The organism is Pseudoflavonifractor phocaeensis, from assembly GCF_021531815.1.
Taxonomy (GTDB): Bacteria; Bacillota; Clostridia; order Oscillospirales; family Oscillospiraceae; genus Lawsonibacter; species Lawsonibacter phocaeensis_A.
In genome coordinates, this window is the sequence record NZ_JADYUM010000015.1 from 45,298 (window position 1) to 64,396 (window position 19,099).

Consider the following 19,099-nt stretch of genomic DNA (forward strand, 5'->3'; position numbering starts at 1 on the left):
TTGACAATTTTGGGGGTGGGTGGTACATTATCTTTAGCACTCAGGAAGATGGAGTGCTAAACCAAGACGAGAAAGCTGGGTGGCGCAAGATGGAATTGACAGACCGGAAGAAGCGCATCCTTCGGGCCATTGTGGAGACCTATATCGCCACCGCTGAGCCGGTGGGCTCCAAAATGGTGTCCGAGAAGGCGGGATTGGACGTCTCCACCGCCACCATCCGCAACGAGATGGCGGACCTGACGGAGCTGGGCTATCTGGAACAGCCCCACACCTCCGCCGGGCGTATCCCCTCTGCCGCCGGCTACCGGCTGTACGTCAACGAGCTGATGGACCGCCAGCAGCTCACCCTTCAGGAGACGGAGCGCATCAACCAGGCCCTGAACCTGAAGATGGAGGAGCTGGACCGGGTCATTGACCGGGCGGGCAAGGTGCTCTCCCAGATCAGCGACTACCCGGTGTTCACCGCCGCCACCACGGTGGAGCGGGTCACGGTGAAACGGTTCGACCTGCTGATGGTGGAGGACAACGCCTTCATCGCCGTGGTCATGACAGACAACTCCATCGTGAAGAACAAGCTTGTGCGGATGCCCGACCGGCTGTCCGACACCCAGCTCCAGCTGCTCTCCGCCGTGCTGAACAGCTCCTTCGTGGGGCTGAGCCGGGAGGAGATGGAGCAGGCCCTGGACAAGATGGAGACCCGCACCGCCCCCGCCGCCTTTGAGCTCATCTCCCTGGTGGTGGAGTTCGCGGTGGAGGTGCTGGCCGAGCAGACCCAGCGCAAGGTACACACCGCCGGCATCACCCACCTGCTGGAGCACCCCGAATACCACAGCCTAGACAAGGCCAAGCCCCTGATGACCTACCTCAGCGAGGAGAACGAGACTTCCAAGCTGCCCATGACCCTGGATAAGGGCAAAAACATGAACATTCTGATCGGTCCGGAAAACGTGAACGACGCTTTGAAGGACACCAGCGTGGTCATGGCGAGCTACGACATCGGGGACAATATGAAGGGCGTCATCGGTGTGGTGGGTCCCACCCGGATGGATTACGCAAAAGTCACCGCCCGCCTGTCCTACTTCGCCGACAGCCTGACCCGGATGTTCGGCAAGGGGGAGCTTCCCCCGGCAGGCCAGGATGGGAACGAGGAATAAGATAAAAGGAGCGCGCGATCGTGAGCAAGAAGAATCAGAACGAAGCACCCGGCCAGGAGCAGGAAGTGCTGGAGGAGCAGACGGATCAGACCGCCGAAACCGCCCAGCAGCCCGAGGCCCAGACTGAGGCCCCCGATCCCCTGCTGACCGAGCTGGAGTCCCTGAAGGACCAGGTGGCCCAGCAGGAGGATAAATACCTGCGGCTGGCCGCGGAATATGACAACTACCGCAAGCGGACCGCCAAGGAGAAAGAGGCTATGTGGAGCGACGCCAAGGCGGACACCGCCGGCGCCTTCCTCCCGGTCTATGACAACCTGGAGCGGGCCCTAAAGCAGGAGACCGCCGACGAGGCCTTCAAGAAGGGCGTGGAGATGACCATGAACCAGCTCAAGGAGGTCCTCTCCAAGCTGGGCATCACCGAGATCCCCGCCCTGGGCCAGACCTTCGACCCCAACCTCCACAACGCCGTCATGCACATTGATGACGAGAACTTTGGAGAGAATGAGGTGGCTGAGGTCTTCCAGGCCGGCTTCCAATGCGGCGAGAAGGTCATCCGGTTCGCCATGGTGAAGGTAGCCAATTAACCTGCGCAAAGCACAGAAAGGAGACGGTACGGTGCGTCATAAAATGGCATGCAGGAGATCCTGTTGGCAAGACGTTTGCAGGAACCCGGGACCCTATCTGTTGTTTTTCACGTCCGGCGTACTGTTTCTGTTTTCCCTTGTGTTCTATCTCATTTCACAAGTTATCCTTTGACCCTGTAAACACAAAACGTTTCATATAGGAGGAACAAGATTATGTCTAAGATCATCGGTATCGACCTCGGTACAACTAATAGCTGTGTGGCCGTCATGGAAGGCGGCGACGCCGTTGTCATCCCCAACGCGGAAGGCAACCGGACCACCCCCTCTGTGGTGGCCTTCTCCAAGGACGGCGAGCGCATGGTGGGCCAGGTGGCCAAGCGCCAGGCCATCACCAATCCCGACCGCACCGTCATTTCCATCAAGCGTGAGATGGGCTCCGACTACAAGGTGTCCATCGACGGTAAGAAGTACACCCCCCAGGAGATCAGCGCCATGATCCTCCAGAAGCTGAAGGCGGACGCCGAGGCTTACCTGGGCCAGACCGTCACCGAGGCGGTCATCACCGTCCCCGCCTACTTCACCGACGCCCAGCGTCAGGCCACCAAGGACGCCGGCAAGATCGCCGGCCTGGACGTGAAGCGTATCATCAATGAGCCCACCGCCGCCGCCCTGGCCTACGGCGTGGATAAGGAGACTGCCCAGAAGGTCATGGTCTACGACCTGGGCGGCGGCACCTTCGATGTGTCCATCCTGGACATCGACGACGGCGTCATCGAGGTGCTGGCCACCGCCGGCAACAACCGGCTGGGCGGCGACGACTTCGATAAGTGCATCATGGATTGGATGGCCGCTGAGTTCAAGCGTACCGAGGGCGTGGACCTGACCGGCGACAAGGTGGCCATGCAGCGCCTGAAGGAGGCCGCCGAGAAGGCCAAGATCGAGCTGTCCGGCGTCACCTCCACCAGCATCAACCTGCCCTATATCACCGCCGACGCCACCGGCCCCAAGCATCTGGACCTGACCCTGACACGGGCCAAGTTTGACCAGCTGACTGCCCACCTGGTGGAGGCCACCGCCGGCCCCGTCCGTCAGGCCCTGTCCGACGCTGGCCTGTCCGGCAATGATCTGGCCAAGGTGCTGATGGTGGGCGGCTCCAGCCGTATCCCCGCCGTCCAGGACATGGTCAAGAAGCTCACCGGCAAGGAGGGCTTCAAGGGCATCAACCCCGACGAGTGCGTGGCCATGGGCGCAGCCCTCCAGGGCGGCGTGTTCACCGGCGACGTGAAGGACCTGCTGCTGCTGGACGTCACCCCCCTGTCCCTGGGCATCGAGACCATGGGCGGCGTGATGACCAAGCTCATCGACCGCAACACCACCATCCCCGTGAAGAAGAGCCAGACCTTCACCACCGCCGCCGACAACCAGACCTCCGTTGAGGTCCACGTCCTCCAGGGCGAGCGTGAGATGGCCCAGTACAACAAGACTCTGGGCAAGTTCCACCTGGACGGCATCGCTCCCGCCCGCCGGGGCGTGCCTCAGATCGAGGTCACCTTCGACATCGACGCCAACGGCATCGTGAATGTCTCCGCCAAGGACCTGGGCACCGGCAAGGAGCAGCACATCACCATCACCTCCTCCACCAACATGTCCAAGGACGACATCGACAAGGCCGTCCGGGAGGCCGAGCAGTTCGCAGCCGAGGACGCCAAGCGCAAGGAGGAAGTGGACGTCCGCAACCAGGGCGACCAGATGGTCTATCAGACTGAGAAGACCCTGGAGGAGATGGGAGACAAGATCCCCGCTTCCGACAAGGCCGGCGTGGAGAGCGCGCTGGGCAAGCTGAAGGAGACCCTGAAGGGCAACGACACCCAGGCCATCAAGAACGCCACCGAGGAGCTGACCCGCGCGTTCTACGCCGTCAGCGAGAAGCTGTACCAGCAGCAGGGCGGCCAGGCCGGCCCCGGCCCCGACATGGGCGGCGCCAACTTCGGCGGCGGCCAGCAGGCCCAGGGCGGCTCCGGCCCCGATGTGGTGGACGCCGACTACACCGTGGTGGACGACGACAACAAGTAAATCCGATTGCTTTGGGCGAGGTGAGAAACTCACCTCGCCCAGCGTTGGATTTATCAAAAGATAGGAGATCCGGAGAATCAGACCGGACGGCAGGCAGCCAAGCCCGCCCTTCTGGCGGCGCTGTTGCGCTGATTTTCCTTCTCTTATCGTTCCTAGAGGTGATACTATGCCAGAACAGAAACGAGATTATTACGAGGTGCTGGGCGTCAGCAAGGGCGCCTCGGATGATGAGATCAAAAAGGCCTACCGGAAGCTGGCCAAGAAATACCACCCCGATATGAATCCCGACAACAAGGAGGCCGAGGCCAAGTTCAAGGAAGTCAACGAGGCCTATGAGGTGCTGTCCAACCCGGAAAAGCGCTCCAAGTACGACCAGTTCGGCCACGCCGGGGTAGACCCCAACTTCGGAGCGGGCGGCTTCGGCGGCGGCTTCGACATGGGAGACATCGACCTGGGCGACATCTTCGGTTCCTTCTTCGGCGGGGGCTTCGGCGGCGGATACAGCGGACAGCAGCGGGCCAACGCCCCCCAAAAGGGCGAGAGCCTGCGGGCCAACCTGACCATCTCCTTTGAGGAGGCCGCCTTCGGCTGTGAGAAGGAGATCGAGCTGAACCGGACTGAGGTCTGCTCCGACTGCCACGGCTCCGGCTGCCAGCCGGGCACCACCGCCGAGACCTGTCCCGACTGCCGGGGCACCGGCGTGGTCCGGATCCAGCGGGGGGGCGGCGGCTTCACCTTCTCCAGCACCGGACCCTGTACCCGGTGCCGGGGCACCGGCAGGCTGATCCACAGCCCCTGCCGGAGCTGCGGCGGCGAGGGCAGCGTCCGGAAGAAACAGCGCATCAAGGTGACCATCCCCGCCGGCATCGACAACGGCCAGGCGGTGTCCCTCCGGGGCCAGGGCAACGCGGGCAAAAACGGCGGTCCCGCCGGCGACCTGATCGTGGGCGTGCGCATCAAGCCCCATCCCCAGTTCCAGCGGGAAGGGACCACGGTGCTCTATGAGCAGCCGGTCTCCTTCTACCAGGCGGCTATGGGCGCCGAGCTGGAGATCCCCACCATCGACGGCAAGGTGAAGTACACCCTGCCCGCCGGGACCCAGACGGGGACCACCTTCCGTCTCCGGGGTAAGGGCATCCCCTCCCTTCAGGGCCGGGGCCGGGGCGACCAGTACGTCACCGTCAAGGTCCAGGTGCCCACCAACCTGACCACAGAGCAGCGGGAGGCCCTGCGGGCCTTCGGCGAGGCCATGGGGGAGAATATCTCCGAGGGCAGCATCAAGAGCTTCTTCGACAAGCACAAGAAGAAAAAGTGACCGGAACATACGGGCGCGGCCGAAAGGCCGCGCCCGTTTTTGCGCGCCGGGATGCGCTGGAAGCTTTTTCAGAAAAAATTCGATTACCCGCTTCCCTTCCTCGGAAAAAAGTAGTATAATTTAGCTAGAAGAGAAAGAGAAAATGGGGGTCTATTTAGGCGAAACAACAAAATTTGGAGAAAGGAGCAGGACATGTTGGAAATGCTTTGCAGCGCCCTTTACTTGGGCTCAAATTTGCTGCTGATCGCTTTGCTGCTGCTGCCCGCGATCGGTATGGTGGTGGTGACTCTGCTCTGCTTCCTCTCCGATGGGATCGGGTGGTTCCGGCGCAGACGAACTCTGCTGTGACAGGCCCTTTCCTCCGCGACCGTTCGGCCGGGGCGCTTGAACAAGCGCCCCGGTCTTTTTACCGTTTGACCGAAAAAAGGTTGCGTTTCCAGTCTTGCGGATTTGTCCGGCATGGATTATAATTGGGGTGCTGAAAAGCTTGCGGCGGAACGCCGTTTTACTGCCCGGACGGGCCTGTTCTCCCAGGAACCGTTTTCGGGACTTTGTAAGGAAGAAGGAGACGCTATGACAGCCAATGAAAAAAAGCAACTGATGGCAATGGCCTGCAAGGTGCGCATGGGTATCATTGAGAGCATCCACGCGGCCAAGGCCGGCCATCCCGGCGGAAGCCTGTCCGCCGCCGACCTGTTTGCCTATTTGTACTGCAAGGAGCTGAAGGTGGACCCCGCCAATCCCAAGTGGGAGGACCGGGACCGTTTCGTCCTGTCCAAGGGCCACACCACCCCCGGCCTGTATGCCGCTTTGGCCCTCCGGGGCTTCTTCCCCGTGGAGGACCTGAAGACCCTGCGTCAGATCGGCAGCCATCTCCAGGGCCACCCCAACATGAATATGACCCCCGGCGTGGACATGTCCACCGGCTCCCTGGGCCAGGGCATCTCCGCCGCCTGCGGCATGGCCCTGACCGGCAAGATCAAGAACAAGGATTACCGGGTGTACGCCCTGCTGGGTGACGGCGAGATCGAGGAGGGCCAGGTCTGGGAGGCCATGATGTTCGCCCACCACTACAAGCTGGACAACCTGTGCGTCATCATCGACAACAACGGCCTCCAGCTGGACGGCAAACTGGATGACATTATGAGTCCCTATCCCATCCCCGAGAAGCTGCGCGCCTTCGGGTTCGAGGTCGCGGAGATCGACGGAAATGACTTTGACCAGATGGAGGAGGCCTTTGCCAAGGCCCGCGCCACCAAGGGCGTCCCCTTCGCCATCGTCATGAAGACCGTCAAGGGCAAGGGCGTCAGCTACATGGAGAACCAGGTGGGCTGGCACGGCAAGGCCCCCAACGACGCGGAATTCGAGCAGGCCATGTCTGAGCTGAAGGCCCAGCTGGCGGAAGTGGAGGCGATGTAAGATGGCAGACGTGAAGAAGATCGCGACCCGTGAGAGCTACGGCAACGCCCTGAAGGAGCTGGCCGCCCAGCACGAGGACCTCATCGTCTTTGACGCCGACCTGGCCGGCGCCACCAAGACCGGTATCTTTAAGAAAGCCTATCCTGACCGCCACTTCAACTGCGGCATCGCCGAGGGCAACATGATGGCCGTGGCCGCCGGCGCCGCCGCCGCGGGGATGGTCCCCTTTGCCTCCACCTTCGCCATGTTCGCCGCCGGGCGGGCCTTTGAGCAGGTGCGCAACTCCATCGGCTATCCCCATCTGAACGTGAAGATCGGCGCCACCCACGGCGGCATCTCCGTGGGCGAGGACGGCGCTTCCCACCAGTGCTGCGAGGACTTCGCCCTGATGCGGTCCATCCCCGGCATGGTGGTCATGTCTCCCTCCGACGACGTGGAGGCCCGGGCCATGGTGAAGGCCGCCTATGAGCATGTGGGTCCCGTCTATATGCGCTTTGGCCGCTCCGCCGTCCCCGTGTTCCACGAGGAGGAGGGCTACAACTTCCAGATCGGCAAGGGCGAGGTGCTCCAGGACGGCGCCGACGTGGCTATCATCGCCAACGGCCTGCTGGTGGCCGAGGCTGTGGAGGCCGGCAAGGCTTTGAAGGAGCTGGGCATCAGCGCCCGGGTCATCAATATGGCTACCATCAAGCCCCTGGATGAGGAGCTGGTGATCAAGGCCGCCAAGGAGTGCGGCAAGGTCATCACCTGCGAGGAGCACAACGTCATCGGCGGCCTGGGCGAGGCGGTCTGCGGCGTGCTCAGCGAGAAGTGCCCCACGTTGGTCCGCCGCATCGGCGTCAACGACGAGTTCGGCCACTCCGGCCCCGCCGCCGCCCTGCTCAAGCAGTTCGGCCTGTCCGCCGACCACATTGTGGAAGTGGCCAAGGAGCTGTGCGGCAAGTAAAGGAAAAACCCATCCAAAAACGGACCGTCTTTTAAGACGGTCCGTTTTTTCATCGTTATACCAGAGGTCCCAGAAGCAAGGGCTGGAGCTGGCGGCCCTCCAGAGCGGCCTGGGCGGCGTCGGCCACCTGGCTGAAATCAGCCGTCAGGGAGGTGGGCTTTTTCTGGGGATCGTCCTGGCCGAAGGGGACGAAATAGATGTATTTCCGGGCAAGCAGCGTGCCGATGGTGGAGGCGGAGGCGGACAGTCCGTCGTTGGTGGAGGGAGCGATGAGCAGGGGACGGCCGTTGCGCAGATGGGCCTTGGCGGCCATAGTGACGCTGGTGTCGGTGACTCCGGCGGCCAGCTTGCCCAGGGTGTTGCCGGTACAGGGGCAGATGATCAGCAGGTCCAGCAGTTTCTGGGGGCCGATGGGCTCCGCCCCCTTGACGGTGGAGATCACCCGGTGGTCGCAGATGCGCTCCATCTCCCGCATCAGGTCGTGGGCCGTGCCGAAGCGGGTGTCGGTTTCGGCGGTGCACTCCGAGACGATGGGAACTACGGTCCGCCAGCGGGCGCGGACCTGTTCCAGGGCGGACATGGCTCTGGCGTGGGTGCAGAAGGACCCGCACACGGCGAATCCAATGACAGCGTTTTCCAAGAATTTCCCTTCCTTTCCAGGGCCTAGCGGCCCAATTCGCGGAGCATGTTGTAGATGGTGCTGCGGATGGCGGCGCCGGCGGTCACCGGGGCCACCTTCCCCGGCAGGGACAGGGCCCAGATGACCGTGAGCCCCAGCTCCCCGGCGGCGGCCAGGTCCACCCCGCCGGGCTTGGATGCCAGGTCCAGGATGAGGCAGTCGGGCTTCAGGTCCTCCAGCTCTGGGCGGTTGAGTACCGGGGCGGGGACGGTGTTGACCACCAGGTCATAGCCGCACAGCCAGCCGGCCAGCCGGCCCAGCTCCTCGGCCCCGAAGCCCATGGCCTGGGCCCAGGCAAGCTGTTCGTACTTCCGGGCGGCGACGCTGACCTTGGCCCCCAGGGCGGCGAAGCGCTGGGCGGTGATCCGCCCCACCCGGCCGAAGCCCACCACCAGCACCCGGGAGCCGTGGATGGTGATGGGCAGGTGCTCCATGGCCAGCTGGACCGCTCCCTCGGCGGTGGGGACGGCGTTGGCCACCGCCAGCTCCTCCCGGGCGAAGTAGTCGTGGATGATGAGTCCCCGTTCCCGGGCCAGGGCCTCCGTCTCCGGGTCGATCCGCCCGCCGCAGAGGAACTGCCGGGGGACCAGCCGGTCCAGAATGGGGGCCAGGGGGTGTTCGGACAGGGAGAGGGGGGCGTTGAGCAATCCGCCCCCCGTGCTGACGGTGAGGGGCAGGACCACGCAGTCGGCCCGGCCCGCCTGATTGAGGTTTTGCTCCTGGATCAGCCCGGGGACCGGCTCGGGGCCGGGGTCCAGGGCGTAAGTATGGACCGTGTGGCCGTCGTCAGAGAGCAGCTGGGCCAGCTTGACCTGCCGCATGTCGCCCCCCACCACCCAGAAATTCAGTTCGTGTTTCATAAGGATCCCTCCGGGACCGCCCTGCCGGGCGGCAGGTTTCTGCTCTATTGTATGAGGGCGGGGAAGCGGGGGTGCGGAAACAAGATGAACCGTGGGTGTTCCCGTTGTACAGAAGGCCAGGGGGCTTTTCAGCTTGTCAATAAACCCTGATTCTTTAAGGATTCGGAGGGAAGGATAGTTTGAAAGGGAACCGTCAGGGTTCCCTTTCTTTTCAATCAGTACAAATTTGAAAACATTTTTTAATGTTTTCAAATTTGTTCAGTCTGTCGAAAAAGCTTTTTCGACAGACTGAAAAGCCCCCTGTTTCCAAATGGAAACAGGGGGCTTTTTGGTTGTATGAGGGGAGCGCCCTTCTTACTTGGCGGCCTTGGCAGCCTTGATGGCCTCGATCAGCATGGGGGTGACCTTGAACAGGTCGCCGCAGATGCCGTAGTCGGCGATCTCGAAGATGGGAGCGGTCTCGTTCTTGTTCACGGCGATGATGCACTCGGAGTCCTGCATGCCGGCCTTGTGCTGGATAGCGCCGGAGATGCCCAGAGCGACATAGATCTTGGGGTGAACGGTCTTGCCGGTCTGACCGACCTGGTGGTCGGCGGACAGCCAGCCGGAGTCGATGGTGGCACGGGAGCCGCCCACGACGCCGCCCAGGACCTCAGCCAGCTCCTCAGCCAGCTTGATGCCGCCCTCGACGTCCTTGCTGATGCCGCGGCCCACGGAGACGACCACGTCAGCGCCGATCAGGTCGACCAGCTTCTTGGCGGCCTTGACGACCTCCACGACCTGGGTGTCCATATCGTCCTCGGTCAGGGAGAAGTTGGGCTTGATGATCTCGCAGGCGTCAGCCTTGGCCTGGTCGAAGGGGGCCTTCTTCATAACGCCGGGACGGACGGTGGCCATGGCGGGACGGAAGCGGGGGCAGATGATGGAGGCCATCAGGTGGCCGCCGAAAGCGGGACGGGTCATCTTCAGGTCGCGGGACACGTCGTGCTTCTCGCCCAGGACCATGGCGGTGTTCAGACCGTCGATCTTCTCGGGGGCCAGAGTGGAGGCCTCACGCAGGAAGTCCTTGTAGATGCCCATGTCCACGTCCAGGTGGGTACAGTCGGCGCACAGGCCGGTGTGCAGGCGGGCGGCGCAGCGGGGGCCCAGGTCACGGCCGATGTTGGTGGCGCCGATGAGCATCATCTCGGGCTTGTACTCCGCGACCACGTCGCAGATGACCTTGGTGTAGCCGTCGGTGGTGTAGTTCTCCAGCAGGGGGTGGTCGCAGACATAGACGCCGTCGGCGCCGTAGCCGCCCAGCTCCTTGGCGATACCCTCGATGTTGTGGCCCAGCAGGATACCATATAGCTTGGTGCCCAGCTCGTCAGCCAGCTTGCGGCCCTCGGAGATCAGCTCGAAAGAGGTGGGCATCATGGTGCCCTGACGCTGCTCACAGAAAACCCACACGCCGCCGTTGAAGGCAGCGATATCAGCGCTGTTGAAAGTAGACATATTCTTCAATTCTCCCTTCTATCAGATCATGTGCTTGGCAGCCAGGATTCCGGCCAGCTTTTCGCAGGTCTCCTTGTCGGCGCCCTCCAGCATCATGCCGGCGCCCTTCTGAGGAGGAGTGAAAGAGGTCAGAATGTTGGTGGGAGAGCCCTTCAGACCGATGGTGGCGGGATCGATGAGGGGATCGTCCTTCAGAGTGTTGTAATCGAAGACCTCGTAGGGCTTGGAGTAGCACTCGAAGATGCCGCCCACGCTCATGTAGCGGGGAACGTTCAGCTCCTTGATGCAGGTGATCAGGCAGGGGGTCTTGACCTTGATGGTCATGTAGCCGTCCTCCAGCATCCGCTTGATGGTGAGGGTGTCGCCCTCCTTCTTGATGTCGGCGGCGTAGGACACCTGGGGCAGGCCCAGCTTCTCAGCGATCTGGGGACCGACCTGGGCGGTGTCGCCGTCGATGGCCTGACGGCCGCACATGACGATGTCGTCGTCCTCGACGCCGATCTTGTTGATGGCGGCGGCCAGGATCTGGGAGGTGGCGTAAGTATCGGAACCGCCGAACTCGCGGCCGGAGACCAGGACGGCGCGGTCAGCGCCGCGGGCCAGGATCTCACGCAGCATAGCCTCTGCGGGCGGGGGACCCATGGAGACGATCACGACCTCGGCGCCGGTCTGCTCCTTCAGGGTCAGGGCGGCCTCGACGGCGTTCAGGTCATCGGGGTTGGTGATGGCGGCCATGGAGGCACGGTTCAGGGTGCCATCGGGGTTGACGGCCACCTTACCGGAGGTATCGGGGACCTGCTTGACACAAACAATGATTTTCATTTCAATCTGCCTCCTAACTTATTTCACGCCCAGGTGGCTGGAAATGACCATGCGCTGGACCTCGGAAGTGCCCTCGTAGATCTCGGTGATCTTGGCGTCGCGCATCATGCGCTCCACGGGGTACTCGCGGGTGTAGCCGTAACCGCCGAACAGCTGGACAGCGCGGCGGGTCACGTCGGAAGCGGCCTCGGCGGCGAACAGCTTGGCCATGGCGGCGTCCATGGAGTAGGGCTCATGGTTCTGCTTCTTCATCGCGGCGGAGTAGACCAGGAACTGGGCGGCCTGCATACGGGTGTGCATGTCGGCCAGCTGGAACTGGGTGTTCTGGAACTGGGACAGGCGCTTCTTGAACTGGACGCGCTCCTGGGTGTACTTGATGGCCTCGTTGACGGCGCCCTCGCCCAGACCCAGAGCCTGAGCGGCGATGCCGATACGGCCGCCGTCCAGGGTCATCATGGCGATCTTGAAGCCCTGGCCTTCCTTACCCAGCAGGTTTTCCTTGGGAACGATGCAGTCCTCAAAGATCAGGTCGCAGGTGGAGGAGCCGCGGATACCCATCTTCTTCTCGTGCTTGCCGGTGGAGAAGCCGGGGAACTCCTTCTCCACGATGAAGGCGGAGATGCCGTGGTTGCCCAGCTTGGGATCGGTCATGGCGAAGACCACGAAGGTGTCGGCCACGTTGCCGTTGGTGATGAAGCACTTGGAGCCGTTGAGCACATAGTGGTCACCGTCCAGAACGGCGGTGGTCTGCTGGCCGGAGGCGTCGGTACCGGCGTTGGGCTCGGTCAGACCGAAAGCGCCGATCTTCTTGCCGGACAGCAGGTCGGGCAGGTACTTCATTTTCTGCTCCTCGGTGCCGTGCTCAAAGATGGGGGCGCAGCACAGGGAGGTGTGGGCGGACACGATGACGGCGGTGGTGCCGCACACCTTGGCCAGCTCCTCCACGCACATGGCGTAGGACAGCACGTCGCCGCCGGCGCCGCCGTACTGCTTGGGGAAGTAGATGCCCATCATGCCCAGCTTGGCCATCTTTTCCACGGTCTCCATGGGGAAGCGCTCTTCCTCGTCGATCTCCTCGGCCAGGGGCTTGACTTCGGTCTCGGCGAACTCGCGGTACATTTTGCGGACCATCTCTTGCTCTCTAGTCAGATGAAAATCCATTTTTCAGTCCTCCTAAATTTTTTACTTGGGATCATCGAAACGCCCGCCGCCGGGACGTCCCGCCTGACCAGGGCGGAAACGGGGCGGCGAAGCAAACGATACAGGGTACGGTCTTCTCTTAAGAGGCCTCCCGATTGTTATAATTTTAACAAATAATAATCGAAAAAAGCGCAACACGGAGCCATGCCCCATCGTTGCGGTGACCTATAGGAGACGACATAACCAATTGCCAACGAAAATTATAACATTTTCCCCCATATATTGCAAGGGGCAGTTCCATGGAAAAATGCACATTTTTTGGGGCGGAACTTTCCATGCTGCGGGTCAGGTGGTCAGGGGAGTTAAAAAAGTGAAAGGGAAGGGGAGCCGGACGTAAAAATTCCCGGCATCTGGCGATGCCGGGAGGGGAAGGATTTACTTGGTGTAGTCGTAGAAGCCCTTGCCGGTCTTGCGGCCCAGCAGGCCGCCGCGGACCATCTTCTTCAGCAGATAGGTGGGGCGGTACTTGGAGTCGCCGAACTCGGTGTACAGGGTCTCCATGATGGCCAGACACACGTCCAAGCCGATGAAGTCGCCCAGAGCCAGGGGGCCCATGGGGTGGTTGGCGCCCAGCATCATGGACTTGTCGATGTCCTCCACGGAGGCGGCGCCGGTCTCCACCAGGCCGATGGCATCGTTGATCATGGGGATCAGCAGCTTGTTGACCACGAAGCCCGGGGACTCCTTGACCTCCACGGGGTCCTTGCCCAGCTCCTTGGCCAGGTTATAGGTGAACTCGAAGGTCTCGTCGGTGGTGTTGATGCCCCGGATGATCTCGATGAGCTTCATGCTGGGCACGGGGTTGAAGAAGTGCATGCCGATGAGGGGGTGCTTCAGGCCGTGGGCCATGTCGGTGATGGGCAGGGAAGAGGTGTTGGAGGCGAAGATGGTCTCCTCCTTGCAGAGCTCATCCAGCTCCTTGAACAGCTCCTTCTTGACGCCCATGTCCTCCTTGACGCACTCAATGACCAGGTCGGCGTCAGCGGCCTCGCTGTGCTCCTGGGGGATCAGGATCAGGGACATCAGGCCGTCCTTGGCCTCCTGGGCCATCTTGCCTTTATCCACCCGCTTCTGCAGGGACTGGGACAGGGCGTCCTTGTGCCGCTGGGCGGACTCAGGGCTGCTGGCGTACATCAGAACGGTGTGCCCCTTGGCGGCGAAAACCTGAGCAATACCCCGGCCCATGGTACCGGCGCCGAATACTGCGACTTTCATACTGTGTTTCCTCCTACTTTATCTGGTATTATGGATGCCGGCCGCTCCGGCCGGAATACGGCCGGACAGTGCCGGCCCCGCTCTCTTGGGTGACAGTATAACTGTTTTCGCCGGATAAAGCAAGGGGAAAAGGGAAAAATACCCGGATTTTTTTAGAAAAACCGGGATTTTTTCGCTGGAGTATAACTAAAAAACTATATTTGGTTTAAGACATTTCCCTATAACAGCCGGTTTCGCGCCACGCCCGGAGGGCCGTGGTCAGGAGAAGAAGCCGTAGCCCATGCTCTTGTTGTACAGCCCGTAATGGCCGAGGGAACTGTCCTCTGCCAGAGCGGAACGGTCATAGGGGCCCGAGAACCAGGTGAGGAATGCCTGGGATAAGTCCGATATGGGGGCCTCCGGCGTGTAGAGGAGAAATTCGGTCCCGCCGTTCAGTCCGTAGGCCTCGGAGGACACATAGCGGACTCCGTCCTCGATCCACTCCTCGCCCACAGCGTGGGGGGTGGTGATGTTCAGTTCCTGAAGGGTCATGGCATAGGTGCTGTCATCCAGCTTTTTGATGTCGCCGAACCGCCCCCGGAAGGTACACAGGTAAACGGTGCCGTTGGGGAAGCCCTCCCCGGAGACGCCCATGTCGGAGTCGTGGTAGGTCCCGTCAAAGGAACCGTCCGGGTTCAGAGTCAGCAGGGTGCCCCAGGCTCCGGCCCCGCTGCAGAACATCAGCTCCAGGGGCTGGCTATCCGGGAGGGGGAGGGCGCTGACGGTCTCGGCGTCCCGGAGGGGATAGCCGCAGGCGCTGACCTCCTCCCAGGTGCCCTGAATCCAGTCCACCACCTGGGTCACCTGGCCGCTGTCTTCGCTGATCCGAATGAGGGCGGAGAAGTAGTCCGTGCCGTAGTTGTCCACCGCCAGAAGCTGGTACTCCTGAAGGACGTTTCCGGTGACCGGGTGGGCCTGGGACTGGCCGGCGGTCAGGGATAGAATACGCCACAGCGCGGAGGTGTTGGAAGCGTACCAAGGGTTGCGGGAATCCCGGGTGAATTCCTCCAGCCAGTTCCGTACGTTCCAGAGGGTCCCGATGGGGAGGTCGTCCTCCGGGGCGGGGTAGAACTGCTGGCTGGACTCGGGGGACCACTGGACGGGGGAGCCTGCGTAAGGGCCGTAGTCCTTGTTTTCTGTAAAAATCTCCACCCCGCCGGGGGAGAGCAGGGCCAGATGGTCCTCCCAGTAGGCGTCGTAACCGGCCCGGGCCTGGGAATCCTCCTCCTGGATGTCCCCCTCCACCGGCCAGACCCAGGTGATGCCGGTCCCGTCAAATTGGATCAGACCCGCTTCGCCGTAAGTGTACCCCTGGTAGGCGCCGTTGTTGGTGTACAGCAGGCAGGAAGTGCCGTCCCGGTCGAAGGTGACCACATGGGGCACGCTGCCCTGCCAGGCCATGTGGAAGGCGGGGGCGGTCAGAGTTTCGCTCCGGTCGTCCATGACGCCCACGCACAGGGAGGTACCGAATTTGTCTGTGAAGGCGGCGGCCCCCAGGGTGCGCCCATCCCGTTCCAGGGTGGCCATCAGCTCTTTTTGGACGGGCACGGAGTCCTCGAAGGCGTGCTCCTCCGCCGCGCTCTGGTACAGCAGCTCCAGCAGAATTTCTTCTTTGACCGGAGAGCTGGATGGGCCGGAAGATGAAGCGCCCGAGGAGGAACCCGAAGGTCCGTCCTCCTCGGGCTGGCAGGAAACTAACCAGCCGCAGGACAAAATGAGCAGGGCGGCTAAGAGCATCATGGGCACCGGGGGCCGTTTTTTGGGCCCCTGGAAGATGTTGCGGATGCGGATTTCAGTCTCTCTGGCCGACCCGGACAGCCGGGTGGCGAAGGGGGAGCGGGGAATGCGGTGTTTCATAGCGTTCTCCTTTTCGTCAGGCTTTGTGGAGTAGGGCGGGGGCTTGCCCCCGCCGCTATGGGAAGGTGAAGCAATCATGTGTGCTGCCGGCGCAGCCGGTCCGCAGCGTCCAGGATGGTGCGGCCGTAGGCGGCGTGTTCCTCCGGGGGCAGCAGGCGGAGCACCCCTTCGTCGCAGGCCAGCTCCGTGTCCCGTTCCACCAGCCGGACCATGTACCACAGGACGGGGTTGAACCAGTGGACGGCATTGACCCAGAGGGCCAGGGCTTTGAGCCAGATGTCCCGGCGGCGGTAGTGGGTCAGCTCATGGAGCAGGGCGCAGCGCAGAGACTCGGGCTCCAACTCGCTGTCGGGCAGGAGGAGCACCGGGCGGAACAGCCCGGCCAGCATGGGGGCGGCGAGTCCGGGGCACAGAAGCAGCCGGGGACGGTGGTCCAGCTTCAGCAGGTCCCCCGCCTGGTTGCAGCACTGTATGGTTTTCGGGTCCTCCACGGGTCTGGCCCAGCGGCGCAGGTAGCGGAGAAAACGCAAATGGGTGAGGAGCATCCACAGGACCATCCCCGCCGTTCCGGCCAGCCACGCCCAAAGAAGGATCTGGGATAAGGAGAGGGAAAAGCCGGCCTGCCCCGGCGCGGCGGTTTCAACACCGGCCTGAGAGGCGGCGTCAGAGGGCACGGTCTGGCTGGGGACGGCCTGCCCGGTCCCGCTCTGGCCGGCGCCGCCGGGGAGCGGAGGCGCGGGGCTGCGGTAAATGACGGCGTCCGAGGGGGCGGGCAGACGCACAGGGGCTCGGACCGGCTCATCCCCCTGGGGGAGGAGGGGGAAAGGGACCGCCAGCCGCAGGCACAGCAGCAGCCAGGCCAGACAGCGCCACTTGGCCCCGTACCGGGTCCGGGCGGAGCGGGAGATCAAAACCAGTACGCCCACGGCGGCGGAGCCGCCCAGGGTCAGAGCGCCCAGAGCGGGCAGCAGCTCAGTCATGGCCCCGGTCCTCCTCCAGCTGGTCCAGCAGGGCGTGCAGCTCCTCCAGGTCCCGGTGCTCCAGGCCCTCCCGGGCCAGGGCGGCCAGGAAGTTCCGGGGGGTGCCGTACAGCCGGGACAGCACCGCCCGGCTGTCGAAGGACTGGTAGTCCTCCCGGCTGACCAGGGGGGTGTACAGGTTGCTCTTGCCCGACCGGAGGACGGAGACAAAGCCCTTGTCCGCCAGGCGGGTGAGGTAGGTGTTGATGGTGTTGGCCGCCCAGCCGAAGGAGGCCAGCCGCCGCTCCAGTTCCGCCCGGGGCGTTTCGGGCCCCGAGTCCCAGAGGGCCTTCATCACTTCCAGCTCGGTGTCGGGCAGCCGCTTCATGCCGTTGTGTTTCATCGTCTGATGCTCCGATCTACTTCAAATGTAGTTTATAAAAATATACTACACTTGAAGTAGAAAAAGGTCAAGTTACAGTGTGGTTACAAATGGGGACAAAAAACCGGCCGTCTGGCAGACGGCCGGAAGGTGTTGGGATGCTGCATGGTTTCCCGGACTCACAGCAGGATCTGTCCGTTGATCTCCAGGTGGAACTGGAGGTGAAAGAACTCGGCGGCCTTACGGCACAGCACCATCCGCTGGAGGAAGATCTCGAAGTAGTCCATGACGGCGCAGACCTGGGTGTTGATGGACAGAGACAGGGTGACGGTGCCCCCGGGGACGTCCAGCAGCACCTCGGAGCGCTCTACGGCGTAGTTGACCCGGTCGTGGATGTCGAAGTTGGTGACGTCGGCGTTCCGGACCCGGCTGCGGCGCACGTCGGTCTTGTCCGCCAGAATGAGGGCGGCGGCCAGGGCGTTCACCGGGAAGGCGGTGGAATCGTCGTGATGGCCGATGGCGGTGATGACGGCGGCCACATCGGCGGGCTCCATCCCCATCTTGTCCAGAATGCGGAAGGCCATGGTGGCGCCGCTGATGGCATGGTCACTGCGGTTGACCACGTTGCCGATGTCGTGCATGAAGGCGGCGATCTTGGCCAGCTCCACCTCCCGCTGGCTGTAGCCCAACTGGGTGAGAATATGGGCGGCCACCTCAGCGCACTTGCCCACATGGGCGAAGGAGTGTTCCGTGTAGCCGATGGCCAGCAGGGAGGCGTCCGCCTGGGTGATGTAGGTGCGGATCTCCGGGGAATTCTTTACGTCCTGGAAGGTGACCTTCATAAACGCCTCCATTGTAAAAATCAGATCTGGGTGATGTCGTAGGGGGTGGTCTGATAGACGTAGTAGTTCAGCCAGTTGGTGTAAAACAGCTGGGCGGCGGAGCGCCAGCGGACCACGGGCTTCTGGTAGGGATCGTCGTTGGGGAAGTAGTGGGCGGGCACGTCGATCTTCAGCCCCTTGTTCACGTCCCGGAAATACTCGTTGGCCAGGGTGTCCGGGTCATACTCCGGGTGGCCGGTGATGAAGAACCGGCGGTTGTCCTCGCTCTTGACGGCAAAGACCCCGGCCTCGGGGGAGATGGCCAGCAGCTCCAGCTCGGGCTGGGCCAGAACGTCCTCCAGCTTGTTGGCGGTGTACCGGGAGTGGGGGACATAGAACTCGTCGTCAAAGCCCCGGAACAGGGGGGACTGCTTTTTTACAATGGTGTGGGGGAAGACGCCGAAGAGCTTTTTGGGCAGGGAGTATTTGGGGATGTGGTAGTGGTAGTACAGCCCGGCCTGGGCGCCCCAGCAGATGTGCAGGGTGGAGTGGACGTGGGTGCGGGTCCACTCCATGATCTCACACAGCTCGTCCCAGTAGTCCACGTCGGTGAAGTCCAGGTTTTCCACCGGCGCCCCGGTGATGATCATGCCGTCGTACTTTTTGTCCTTGATCTCCGGGAAGGTGGTATAGAAGGAGGACAGGTGGTCGGCGTCGGTGTTCTGGGAGACGTGGCTGGAGGTGTGGAGCAGCTCCACCTGGACCTGGAGGGGGGAGTTGGACAGCTTGCGCAGCAGCTGGGTCTCGGTGACGATCTTGGTGGGCATCAGGTTCAGGATCAGCAGATTCAGCGGGCGCATGTCCTGGTGAATGGCCCGGTATTCGGTCATGACAAAGATGTTCTCGCTCTCCAGGGTGGCCCGGGCCGGCAGAGAGTCGGGGATCTTGATGGGCATAGGAAAACCTCCTACCTATATATAATATCAAGCTGATAACAGGGTATCACAAGTGCTGTCTTTCCGCAAGTGGGATTTCTGTGGAAGAATGTCCACCGGAAACGGACTTGCGGAGTGGGAAGGGGGGAGAAAGAGAATATAGAAACGGAGGAAGATGTGGAAAAAAGTGTGGAAAAGTGCATATCTTGTGGGGAAAAAGGGGGACAAAACCTAAGATATGGTTGTGGAAAAGAATGTGTAAAAAAAGGCGAAAAAAAGTAAAAAAAGGTGTTGACAAACCGGGGCGGTTTTGCTAATATAAGCAAGCGCTCTGCGACAGGGCAA

General features: G+C 62.2%; 18 protein-coding genes. 7 read left to right on the forward strand and 11 right to left on the reverse strand.

Annotated elements, in window-relative coordinates; genetic code table 11:
* The first annotated feature begins 89 nt into the window (after nt 1-89).
* From hrcA to I6E42_RS09845, 7 genes are all read left to right on the forward strand, one after another.
* Nucleotides 90-1,154, forward strand: coding sequence for a heat-inducible transcriptional repressor HrcA (gene hrcA, locus I6E42_RS09815; RefSeq protein WP_235371741.1), 1,065 nt, complete (start codon nt 90-92; stop codon nt 1,152-1,154).
* A 20-nt stretch (nt 1,155-1,174) separates the two neighbouring features.
* On the forward strand, nt 1,175-1,738 hold the full coding sequence (gene grpE / locus I6E42_RS09820; protein ID WP_235371742.1) for a nucleotide exchange factor GrpE: 564 nt from the start codon (nt 1,175-1,177) through the stop codon (nt 1,736-1,738).
* Nucleotides 1,739-1,951: 213 nt separating this feature from the next.
* Nucleotides 1,952-3,811 carry a molecular chaperone DnaK gene (gene dnaK, locus I6E42_RS09825; protein WP_235371743.1) on the forward strand — a complete coding sequence of 620 codons (1,860 nt, stop codon included), beginning with the start codon at nt 1,952-1,954 and terminating at the stop codon, nt 3,809-3,811.
* A 166-nt stretch (nt 3,812-3,977) separates the two neighbouring features.
* Nucleotides 3,978-5,126 carry a molecular chaperone DnaJ gene (gene dnaJ / locus I6E42_RS09830; RefSeq protein ID WP_235371744.1) on the forward strand — a complete coding sequence of 383 codons (1,149 nt, stop codon included), beginning with the start codon at nt 3,978-3,980 and terminating at the stop codon, nt 5,124-5,126.
* A 192-nt stretch (nt 5,127-5,318) separates the two neighbouring features.
* A complete protein-coding gene (locus I6E42_RS09835; protein ID WP_235371745.1) occupies nt 5,319-5,474 on the forward strand; it encodes a hypothetical protein in 156 nt (51 codons plus the stop codon).
* A 225-nt stretch (nt 5,475-5,699) separates the two neighbouring features.
* Nucleotides 5,700-6,545, forward strand: coding sequence for a transketolase (locus I6E42_RS09840; protein WP_235371746.1), 846 nt, complete (start codon nt 5,700-5,702; stop codon nt 6,543-6,545).
* Between the two features lies 1 nt (nt 6,546).
* On the forward strand, nt 6,547-7,491 hold the full coding sequence (locus I6E42_RS09845; RefSeq protein WP_235371748.1) for a transketolase family protein: 945 nt from the start codon (nt 6,547-6,549) through the stop codon (nt 7,489-7,491).
* A 55-nt stretch (nt 7,492-7,546) separates the two neighbouring features.
* Here I6E42_RS09845 and I6E42_RS09850 read toward each other — a convergent pair whose 3' ends face one another.
* From I6E42_RS09850 to metA, 11 genes are all read right to left on the reverse strand, one after another.
* The gene (locus I6E42_RS09850; RefSeq protein ID WP_235371749.1) at nt 7,547-8,131 is read right to left on the reverse strand and encodes a dipicolinate synthase subunit B; all 585 of its coding nucleotides are present in this window, start codon (nt 8,129-8,131) and stop codon (nt 7,547-7,549) included.
* 23 nt (nt 8,132-8,154) lie between these two features.
* On the reverse strand, nt 8,155-9,030 hold the full coding sequence (gene dpsA, locus I6E42_RS09855) for a dipicolinate synthase subunit DpsA (RefSeq protein WP_235371753.1): 876 nt from the start codon (nt 9,028-9,030) through the stop codon (nt 8,155-8,157).
* A 354-nt stretch (nt 9,031-9,384) separates the two neighbouring features.
* Nucleotides 9,385-10,524: an acryloyl-CoA reductase electron transfer subunit beta gene (gene acrA / locus I6E42_RS09860; RefSeq protein WP_235371755.1), complete on the reverse strand. Its 1,140-nt coding sequence runs from the start codon at nt 10,522-10,524 to the stop codon at nt 9,385-9,387.
* 21 nt (nt 10,525-10,545) lie between these two features.
* Entirely contained in the window at nt 10,546-11,346 is an 801-nt protein-coding gene (gene acrB, locus I6E42_RS09865) for an acryloyl-CoA reductase electron transfer subunit gamma (protein WP_235371756.1), read from the reverse strand.
* Between the two features lie 18 nt (nt 11,347-11,364).
* Nucleotides 11,365-12,507 (reverse strand): acyl-CoA dehydrogenase, encoded by a 1,143-nt coding sequence (locus tag I6E42_RS09870; RefSeq protein ID WP_235371758.1) that lies wholly within the window; start codon nt 12,505-12,507, stop codon nt 11,365-11,367.
* 414 nt (nt 12,508-12,921) lie between these two features.
* Nucleotides 12,922-13,761, reverse strand: a complete 840-nt coding sequence (locus I6E42_RS09875; protein WP_235371759.1) for a 3-hydroxyacyl-CoA dehydrogenase family protein — start codon at nt 13,759-13,761, stop codon at nt 12,922-12,924.
* A 258-nt stretch (nt 13,762-14,019) separates the two neighbouring features.
* A complete protein-coding gene (locus I6E42_RS09880; protein ID WP_235371760.1) occupies nt 14,020-15,657 on the reverse strand; it encodes a hypothetical protein in 1,638 nt (545 codons plus the stop codon).
* A 74-nt stretch (nt 15,658-15,731) separates the two neighbouring features.
* On the reverse strand, nt 15,732-16,637 hold the full coding sequence (locus tag I6E42_RS09885) for a M56 family metallopeptidase (RefSeq protein ID WP_235371765.1): 906 nt from the start codon (nt 16,635-16,637) through the stop codon (nt 15,732-15,734).
* Nucleotides 16,630-17,019 carry a BlaI/MecI/CopY family transcriptional regulator gene (locus I6E42_RS09890; protein WP_235371767.1) on the reverse strand — a complete coding sequence of 130 codons (390 nt, stop codon included), beginning with the start codon at nt 17,017-17,019 and terminating at the stop codon, nt 16,630-16,632. Before I6E42_RS09890 ends, I6E42_RS09885 begins: the two co-directional genes overlap by 8 nt.
* A gap of 158 nt (nt 17,020-17,177) precedes the next feature.
* Complete coding sequence (locus I6E42_RS09895) at nt 17,178-17,840, reverse strand: HD domain-containing protein (protein ID WP_235371773.1); 663 nt, start codon at nt 17,838-17,840, stop codon at nt 17,178-17,180.
* Nucleotides 17,841-17,860: 20 nt separating this feature from the next.
* The gene (gene metA / locus I6E42_RS09900; RefSeq protein ID WP_235371775.1) at nt 17,861-18,775 is read right to left on the reverse strand and encodes a homoserine O-acetyltransferase MetA; all 915 of its coding nucleotides are present in this window, start codon (nt 18,773-18,775) and stop codon (nt 17,861-17,863) included.
* Nucleotides 18,776-19,099: the final 324 nt, after the last annotated feature.